The sequence below is a fragment of the uncultured Sphaerochaeta sp. genome (assembly GCF_963676625.2).
Taxonomy (GTDB): Bacteria; Spirochaetota; Spirochaetia; order Sphaerochaetales; family Sphaerochaetaceae; genus Sphaerochaeta.
Genome location: NZ_CAXXYB010000007.1, coordinates 1 through 8,572, shown reverse-complemented (window position 1 = coordinate 8,572; position 8,572 = coordinate 1). Strand labels below are relative to the sequence as shown.

General features: G+C 42.7%; 12 protein-coding genes and 1 pseudogene. 9 read left to right on the top strand and 4 right to left on the bottom strand.

From position 1 onward, the window contains the following. The 9 genes and pseudogenes from ACHZBG_RS10585 to ACHZBG_RS10545 all read left to right on the top strand — a co-directional run. Positions 1-235: pseudogene (locus ACHZBG_RS10585) on the top strand (sugar ABC transporter permease); the annotation flags it as partial. Between the two features lie 14 nt (positions 236-249). Beyond that, on the top strand, positions 250-1,095 hold the full coding sequence (locus tag ACHZBG_RS10580; RefSeq protein WP_320129425.1) for a carbohydrate ABC transporter permease: 846 nt from the start codon (positions 250-252) through the stop codon (positions 1,093-1,095). Positions 1,096-1,322: 227 nt separating this feature from the next. Next, positions 1,323-1,475 carry a hypothetical protein gene (locus ACHZBG_RS10575; protein ID WP_320129424.1) on the top strand — a complete coding sequence of 51 codons (153 nt, stop codon included), beginning with the start codon at positions 1,323-1,325 and terminating at the stop codon, positions 1,473-1,475. After that, positions 1,444-1,965 (top strand): ABC transporter substrate-binding protein, encoded by a 522-nt coding sequence (locus ACHZBG_RS10570; RefSeq protein WP_320129423.1) that lies wholly within the window; start codon positions 1,444-1,446, stop codon positions 1,963-1,965. Before ACHZBG_RS10575 ends, ACHZBG_RS10570 begins: the two co-directional genes overlap by 32 nt. Next, entirely contained in the window at positions 1,965-2,552 is a 588-nt protein-coding gene (locus ACHZBG_RS10565) for an extracellular solute-binding protein (protein WP_320129422.1), read from the top strand. The genes ACHZBG_RS10570 and ACHZBG_RS10565 overlap by 1 nt, the downstream gene beginning before the upstream one ends. A 72-nt stretch (positions 2,553-2,624) precedes the next feature. Next, positions 2,625-2,990, top strand: a complete 366-nt coding sequence (locus ACHZBG_RS10560) for a hypothetical protein (protein WP_320129421.1) — start codon at positions 2,625-2,627, stop codon at positions 2,988-2,990. Further along, on the top strand, positions 2,987-3,463 hold the full coding sequence (locus tag ACHZBG_RS10555) for an MBL fold metallo-hydrolase (RefSeq protein ID WP_320129420.1): 477 nt from the start codon (positions 2,987-2,989) through the stop codon (positions 3,461-3,463). Before ACHZBG_RS10560 ends, ACHZBG_RS10555 begins: the two co-directional genes overlap by 4 nt. A 13-nt stretch (positions 3,464-3,476) precedes the next feature. Beyond that, the gene (locus ACHZBG_RS10550; RefSeq protein WP_320129419.1) at positions 3,477-3,866 is read left to right on the top strand and encodes an MFS transporter; all 390 of its coding nucleotides are present in this window, start codon (positions 3,477-3,479) and stop codon (positions 3,864-3,866) included. A 40-nt stretch (positions 3,867-3,906) separates the two neighbouring features. Then, positions 3,907-4,692, top strand: a complete 786-nt coding sequence (locus ACHZBG_RS10545; RefSeq protein ID WP_320129418.1) for an MFS transporter — start codon at positions 3,907-3,909, stop codon at positions 4,690-4,692. A gap of 210 nt (positions 4,693-4,902) precedes the next feature. On the opposite strand, the gene ACHZBG_RS10540 is transcribed toward ACHZBG_RS10545, so the two are convergent. From ACHZBG_RS10540 to ACHZBG_RS10525, 4 genes are all read right to left on the bottom strand, one after another. After that, a complete protein-coding gene (locus tag ACHZBG_RS10540) occupies positions 4,903-5,679 on the bottom strand; it encodes a substrate-binding domain-containing protein (RefSeq protein ID WP_320129417.1) in 777 nt (258 codons plus the stop codon). After that, entirely contained in the window at positions 5,669-5,749 is an 81-nt protein-coding gene (locus ACHZBG_RS10535) for a LacI family DNA-binding transcriptional regulator (protein WP_394699386.1), read from the bottom strand. The genes ACHZBG_RS10540 and ACHZBG_RS10535 overlap by 11 nt, the downstream gene beginning before the upstream one ends. Positions 5,750-7,003: 1,254 nt before the next feature. Further along, on the bottom strand, positions 7,004-7,246 hold the full coding sequence (locus ACHZBG_RS10530; RefSeq protein ID WP_320129415.1) for a hypothetical protein: 243 nt from the start codon (positions 7,244-7,246) through the stop codon (positions 7,004-7,006). A gap of 99 nt (positions 7,247-7,345) precedes the next feature. Continuing rightward, positions 7,346-8,083 (bottom strand): hypothetical protein, encoded by a 738-nt coding sequence (locus tag ACHZBG_RS10525; RefSeq protein WP_394699385.1) that lies wholly within the window; start codon positions 8,081-8,083, stop codon positions 7,346-7,348. Positions 8,084-8,572: the final 489 nt, after the last annotated feature.

The following is an 8,572-nucleotide window of genomic DNA, read 5'->3' as shown; positions in this document are numbered from 1 at the left end:
CTGTATCACACTTTCACTCACCTCCTGGCTAAGGGAGTTCGCTACCACGCTATCAGCTACCAATGGAGGACCCGGTGGTGCTTCCAGGACATTGTCCATCTACATTTTTGAAAACTTGTTTAATTTCAACAAGGCTGGATATGGACAAGCTGTCGCTCTACTATTCGCGTTATTCTGTATCTGCATTGGAATAGCTGTATCCTCGTTCTTCCGGAAACGAGAAATAACAATGTAAGGGAAGAAAAATAAATGAAATTCATACGAAAAAGAAAAATTATTGAGTACTCCATTTTCAATGTCTTCAATTTATTCATCATTTTCCTATTTCTTTTTCCTATCATCCTGGCAATCAACACTGCTTTCAAGACTCCCTTGGAGACGGCGAACTCCGTTCTTGCCTTCCCTTCCTCGATATATTTCAAAAATTTCACTGAGGGTATGAGAAAAAGTAATTTCACTCAATCGCTTATCAATAGCGTTACGGTAACATTCCCTTCTGTCGTACTCATTGTCTTTTTCTCTTCCATGAGCGGATATTCCATTGCACGAAATGGGCACTGGAGCAAACTGATCAAGAGCTTGGATAAAGTCTATCTTTCATCATTGATGATTCCTTTCCAGATACTTATGATTCCTGTCTACAAGATGTTCAAGAACCTGGGGCTGCTCAATTCACTTTTTGGTATGATACTCATGTTCACAGGAAACAGCATTGCCTATGCGACATTCCTGTATGTTGGGTTTATCAAGTCTATTCCGTTGGAGGTGGAAGATGCAGCAACCATTGATGGCTGCACACCCTTCCAGACCTTTCGAAAAATCGTTTTCCCTCTTCTTGCCCCTGTCTCTGCGACGGTTGCAGCATTGCATATCATGTGGCTTTGGAATGATTTCAATATTTCCATCATCTTGTTGCAGAAGGATACTGTCAGGACGTTGACAGTTAAACAGTACTACTTCTTTGGTGCCTATTCAGCAGAGTACGGGATGGCTTTTGCAGCAGCCATCCTTTCAATGATGCCGGTTATCATTTGCTTCTTGTTTATGCAACGATACTTGGTCGCAGGTATTTCTTCTGGAGCAATAAAAAATTGAAATAATTCAATCTTCCTTATGTCTTTTAGGCAATTTTCCACCCGTTCCGAAAAATCGTATTTCAATTATCATGTAAATTAGTAAAATTTAATTTCAAATAAGTAAACTTTAGTAAATTTTTGTTTGACAAATATTTTTTTGACTGTAAAATATTTATATGTTTGAAAAGGAGAAAACTATGAAGAAAAATCGGATTGTGTCTTTTAACAATTCTACTTGGAGTGGGAATGGGGTTCGCCAATGGAACCGCCGAAAGCTCCACTTCAGCAAAATCCACTTCTGATACGGTGTCCTTCACTTGGATGCACCATCTTGAAGAAGCAGGAAAACAGGACTGGGTCAATCATTGTGTGGAGGCCTACACAGCACAAACACCCTAATGTAAAAATTAATATCGAGATGGTTCCCAACGATAACTTTCTCACCATGCTGAAAACCAAAATCGCATCAAATGATGCTCCGATGATTTTTGATCTGGACAGGATCAATACTTTGGAATTTGCAAAAGCGGGGAACCTTGCAGATGTCTCCGCCACCGAAGGATTGAAGGAAAACTTCAGCGCTGATATTCTCTCTCAGGGAAAGATTGGCTCTACTCTGTATGGTGTACCTCTTGATGTCAGTGCCTATGGGATTTTCTACAACAAGGACGTCTTCGACAAATATGGTTTGCAGATTCCTACCACTGATTCTGAACTCAAGAAGGTTTGCGAAACCTTGCTGGCCAACGGGATTACCCCGTTCGGAGCCTCCCTTTGCCGAGTCTTGGTGTCAGAAGCACTTCTGCTACGCGTATATCTACATAAATTGCGTCGAGAAAAATCCAAATTGGTTCACGGACAAGATGTCATTGAAGAGCTCTTTCTCTGATGATAGCGTCTTTCAAGAAAAGTATTTCCTCTCTCGCTTCCTATAAGAAATATTGGGGCAACGATCCCTTTGCAACAAGCTGGAACGATGTTTTAAGTGGTATCGCTACAGGAAAGATTGCGATGACTATCAACGGTTCCTGGACTATAGCAGGTATTCTTTCCATCAATCCAAATACAAATCTGAGAACTTTTGCCTACCCAGTGTCCGATAACACCAAAGAGACGCAGATGCGTATCGAACCAGGGAACAACTTCTGTGTTTACAATACCAAAGATACAAAGATACTTTCAGTAGCTAAGGACTTTTTCAAGTATCTTTGCTCTGTTGAGTCCGGTGAGTTCTATGCAAAGGCTTCCAATGGATTAACGGGATGTACCGTTCATGTTGATACCATTGCTCCGCTGAATGATATCACTGCATATACCGGTGATGCAGTATACAATATGATTGCTATTTCAGAGTTCAATTCTGAGTATCTGACTAGTTTCAATGATATCACAGCAAAATATCTGATGATGGACAAGTTTGATGTCGAGGCCTACGCCAAGGCATTAGACGTTTCATTCAGGGCTATAGCGAAATAAGACTATTCCATCAAGCTACACACGAAAGAAGGAACTCACATTCCTTTTTTCGTGTTTATTTAGGAGAAATGTATGGATATACAATATTTAGGGACAGCCGCTGTGGAGGGATGGCCTGCTGTCTTTTGTGAATGTGAGACCTGTACAAAGGCTCGAAAAATTGGTGGAAAGAACTTGAGAACAAGATCGCAAGTTCTCATCAATTCCACCCTTCTGGTAGACCTTCCCCCTGATACCTATTACCATGCCTTCCATGAACAAATTGAGTTGTCAAAGATTACCTCGCTTATAGTTACACATTCTCATCAGGATCATTTCTACCCAATCGAATTGCTTATGCGTGGCGAACCTTATGCACATATATCATCAGCATCATCCCATGCTGACCGGTTTTACGGTAATGACAAAGTACACACTTTTTCTACAACGATACAATGAAACAGGACGACAGTTGGAACCTAAAAGATAGGATTTATTTCCAGGAAGCACATGCTTTTGAACCGTTCTCTACCAAAGATGGATATGACATCCTTCCCCTCTTGGCGAACCACGCAAAAGATGAAAAATGCCTAATCTATATAATTAAAAAAGATGGAAAAACCATTTTGTATGGCAATGACACAGGCTGGTTCCCTGAAGCCACTTGGAAACATATCGCCAACATCCATTTTGATCTGGTTAGTCTGGATTGTACCTGCATGGGTGAAAAAGATGGTACGTACCATATGGGGCTTCCTGATGATATTGCTGTCAAAGAACGTTTGGAAAAAGAACATTGCATTGATACTCACACGAAATTTGTCATTACCCATTTTTCCCATAACGGGAAGATGATGCATGATGAATTGGTGAAGATTGCTCAGCCTCAAGGGTTCATCACCGCTTATGATGGTATGAAAATACAGATTTGAGGAGAAGCTAATTATGCTTTTTTCAAAGAGGATGAAAGAAAATTCAACCTTTCTTTTATGTTGGCTTGTCTATTTTACTTCCTACATTGGGAGGTTGGACTTTCCTTCTGTTATGGCACAGCTTATCCAGTTGGGAAAATTGACCGCCTCTCAGGCAGGAACCATCAACATGGCTTATTTCTTTGCTTATGGAATGGGTCAAATCCTCAACGGTTTTCTAGGCGACAGGCTTAAAGCCAAGCATATGATCTTTTGTGGGCTGTTCTGTTCAGGAATTATCAACGGGGCTATGATTTTTGCCTCTAATTATTTTCTTATGACACTTCTCTGGTTCTTCAATGGAATTTTCCAATCAATGATTTGGCCACCACTCATCAGAACACTTTCCGAAAGACCTACCTGATGGGGAGAGGCAGAAAGCAGGGGTCAATATAGTCTCGAGCATGGTTGGGGGAACCCTGTTCACCTATTTACTTTCTGCTTTTTTCCTTAAATTCACCGATTGGTCCTTTTCTTTTGGCTTTGCCTTCATTGACCTCATTGCTATTTCCCTGCTTTGGCTTATCCTTTATCCACCATGTATTGAGAACAAAAACTTCATTGGGCAAATAAACCTTCAAAAATCTACAAACCAAACAACTTCGCTATCTCTTTTTGACCTATTTTTTAAACGTGGATTGTTCTTGATATTGATTCCTGTAATCATCCATGGAACTATCAAAGATGGAGTAACTTCCTGGATTCCAACCTTTATCAGCGAACGTTTTGGCTTATCACCTTCCCTTTCGTTGATCATCACCCTAATCATTCCTATCATTAACCTTGCAGGTGCTTATTGGGCACAGTATGCCTTCAAATTGCTAAAAACAGAAACGAAAGCGGCCTCGGTGTTTTTCCTGATTTCGGCTCTTTCTCTCATTCTACTACAAACGCTAGGTAAAAGAGGAGCATTGCTCTCTGGAATATTCCTAGCTGTCATCACTGCCTCCATGATGGCTGCCAACACTTTATTTGTAAATCTCATACCCCTGCCATTTCAAAAAGGACAACAAAGTATCCTTGGTATCAGGGTTACTCAACTCTCTGGCTTATTTCGGTTCAGCTCTTGCATCCCTCTCCATTGGATTCATCTCAGAACACTGGGGATGGAATACAACCATCTTCACCTGGATTGCAGGGACACTCATAGGACTCATTTTCTGCTTAATAGTCAGAGACCTTTCTTTTGAAAGAAAATAGAAGTATCTATTGTCCCTGAAGCTCTGCAGCGCTTTCTCTCACCGATAAGGAAGTAGGCACATATATTTTCAACGGGAAAAGTGATGTCCCTGAGATTCTGTTTTTTCAAGGTTTTCTACAGTGCATTGAGGCAATGTATTCAATATTGATTTTCACACTGGTCCAGCGGCGGCATTTGAAATTTGCTGGAAGGAAGATCATTAAAACCTACAATGCTTATATCCTCGGGAATTCTTATATGGTGTTCGGTAAAGCTTTGCTATCACCCCGGTAGCCATAGAGTCATTGGCAACAAAAGCAGCAGTGGGCTTCAACTGACTTTCCAACATCTTGGCACATTGCTGGGACCCTTCTTGGAAAGAGAGTTTTTCGCCTTCAAAGATAAGTGCTTCATTATAGATTCCATGACTCTTCATGAATTGGATATAGGCACTCTTTCGGTTATCATCACAAGGCAGATTACGGTTCATCCCATTGTCGCTGATAACCGTCCCTCCAAGGAAAGCAATATGCCTGTGTCCAAGCCCATAAAGATATTCAAGAGCTTGGAGTGTCCCCAATTCCGTATTGACTAGAATTGAATCAAATTTATCAGCCATGGGACTTGAATCTATGAACACAATATTCTTGCTAATCTTTTCCAGGACAGTAACACCTTCTTTGTCAAAACGTCCGATAGCGATGATACCATTAGGCTTTTTGTTAATGGTTGAGATATAGCCATTGTCCGTCTCAACAAGACGAAAACTATTCAGCCCTTCTTTAGCCAAGATCTTCTCAACCATAACCATGAGGTACAGATAATAAGGATCTTCTATCAAGGATGAAGGAACATACCAATCGACAATGCCAATATTCAGACGGTCCCGTTTAGGACTTGGATTCTTTCTGATTTGTAGTGGAATGTACTCCAATTCATCAGCTTTTTCCAAAACCCTAATCTTTGTCTCATCAGTAACACTCAAACTAGGGATCATGATTCAGTATTCTCGAAACAGCTGATGTGGAAACACCGGCAGCCTTCGCTATATCTTTAATTGTTGCCATACGCTTTTCCCTTAAGGGTAACCACCCACAACAAAAAATAACATAGTAAATAGGATTTGTAAATAAGAACTAATACAATTATCGTATTTATAAAAGCTTCAATTTTTATTCATTTATTTTTTAATATATATAATTAAAAGGTAAATTTTTTTAATTTTTTTACTAAATATTTATGCTAACCATTAGTCAAGACAAATATTATGAATAATAAGGAATATTCCTACACTACCCTAAACATCAGTCTCACTTACAGGAAAGCATCTTTGTTCATATACTTCATTTGGTGTTTGGCAGTTTAATCACTGGGGAAGTCTCTCATTGTTGAAAAACTTGCTTTTAAAAAAGTAGTTTTTTTAAGAACATTCCTATCTATATCAGACATAAGAACTCAATAAAAACATCCAAGCCAACCTTGTGAAGCAGTTCGTAACGCTCCTTTTCCTTCTTTCCAGATCTCATCCGTAACATCATTCTCTTACCATTGATATTGTCAGTGCTGAATGCAAAACTGTTTTCGTTTGGCTATATCCAAAAAGAACAAAGTAAATCTGCCTATAGTCAGCAATGATGTCATGCTGTTCCTGTTCGCGTATGTACTTTGCAACGGTTGCCTCGTTCAGCCTCCCCTATACTCAGGTAGTAACCCTTCCGCGCAAAAGTCTCGGGTACCAATCTTTTTTTTTCCCCTTCTCATTTTCCTTCTCCAGCTCGGTGATATGCATCCGCAACCGGGTGATTTTTTCTTCATTCGTCATGGGGAACTTGTATTACGACAAGGTTCGAGGGGTAGTCCTGAGAGCTACATGCAGGCCTCCAATTACCCCAGCGGAATGGAATTGGCAAGCAATATCCTGCAGCTCTACACCCGTCATCTGTAGTGGCCTAACGTATTGACTTCTGCAAAACATCCAATATCAGGCGTCTTCGTAGTAAACGATATGTATCTGCTTTCTTTTGGTGGAATAGAACACAAACATTGACGGCCTGTCCATCCACAGATCCATGGCCACCACCAGCGAGACCATCCCACAGACCACGCGACACAAATCGGTGAGCTGAAGGGCAGGAAGACCTTCCTCTTTTGACCGACGATTTGCATTTTTCTTATGATCTATTTTCCAAGCCCTATACTAGGGAACGGCCTCCCATCTTTGGGTATGACGTATTCAGGTTGATAATCACAAAGAAGAACCTCAGTAGTTGTTTCCAACACTGAGGTTCTTCATTGCTTAATCCATAATTACTTATGAAAGTCTATTTATCATCCTTGTGATCTTCGAGCCAGAAGAAAGAATCAGTATTTTCTTCCTGTCCTCTGGTACGAGTAGTCTTGAATTTATCGTAGCCATATGGTTTTGGAGCTGATTTACGATCACGTTCACCAGTGAAAGCAGGAGCCTTATCCCTATCGCTAAAAGCAGGACGGCGTTCTCTATCCCCACCAAAGGAAGGACGTGAATCCCTGTCACCATATGGACGGCGTTTCTCTATCCCCACCAAAGGAAGGGACGTGAGTCCCTGTCCCCTGAAGGACGACGCTCGCGGTCTCCGCCGAAGGAAGGACGTGAATCCCTGTCACCATATGGACGGCGTTCTCTATCCCCCACCAAAGGAAGGACGTGAGTCCCTGTCCCCTGAAGGACGACGCTCGCGGTCTCCGCCGAAGGAAGGACGTGAATCCCTGTCACCTGAAGGACGACGCTCGCGGTCTCCACCGAACGAAGGACGTGAATCCCTGTCACCATATGGACGGCGTTCACGGTCTCCGCCGAACGAAGGACGTGAATCCCTGTCACCATATGGACGGCGTTCTCTATCCCCACCGAAGGAAGGACGTGAGTCCCTGTCCCCTGAAGGACGACGCTCGCGGTCTCCGCCGAACGAAGGACGTGAATCCCTGTCACCATATGGACGGCGTTCTCTATCCCCACCGAAGGAAGGACGTGAGTCCCTGTCCCCTGAAGGACGACGCTCGCGGTCTCCACCGAAGGAAGGACGTGAATCCCGATCCCCGTATGGACGGCGTTCACGGTCTCCACCGAACGAAGGACGTGAATCCCTGTCACCTGAAGGACGACGCTCGCGGTCTCCGCCGAACGAAGGACGTGAATCCCGATCCCCGTATGGACGGCGTTCACGGTCTCCACCGAACGAAGGACGTGAATCCCTGTCACCTGAAGGACGACGCTCCGCGGTCTCCGCCGAACGAAGGACGTGAATCCCGATCCCCGTATGGACGGCGTTCACGGTCTCCACCGAAGGAAGGACGTGAATCCCTGTCCCCTGAAGGACGACGCTCGCGGTCTCCGCCGAAGGAAGGACGACGTTCCCCATGGGAAGAACGGCGCTCATCGCGGCTACCGCGTTCACGGTTATCATTTCTATCCTGACCAAATTCACGGGGAGCCTGACGTTCAACCTTTTCTTCTGATTCATCATCAGAAGCTATAGGCTCAACATCGTCATCATCCCATTGCAAGGACAGAACATCATCTTCAATTGTATTTGCATCTTCAACAGGAGTCTCTTCTGAATCAAACTCGTCAGCATCTTCATCATCTTCGCTTTCTTCGTCATCTTCTTCAAGAGCTTCTGAATCTTCAATGGAATCTTCCAGGCTATCATCCTGTTCTGCAGTCTCAACAACTTCATTTTCGACAACTTCATTCTCGACAAGAGCTTCTGTTTGTACGGCTTCTTCTACAATGCCAGTATTTTCCACGACGTCTTCAATACGTTCTTCTTTCACTTCTTCTTTTACTTCTTCTGTAATTTTTTCTTTCTTCTTAGCCATTTTTGTTTCTTCCAATTCTTCTGTTTCGT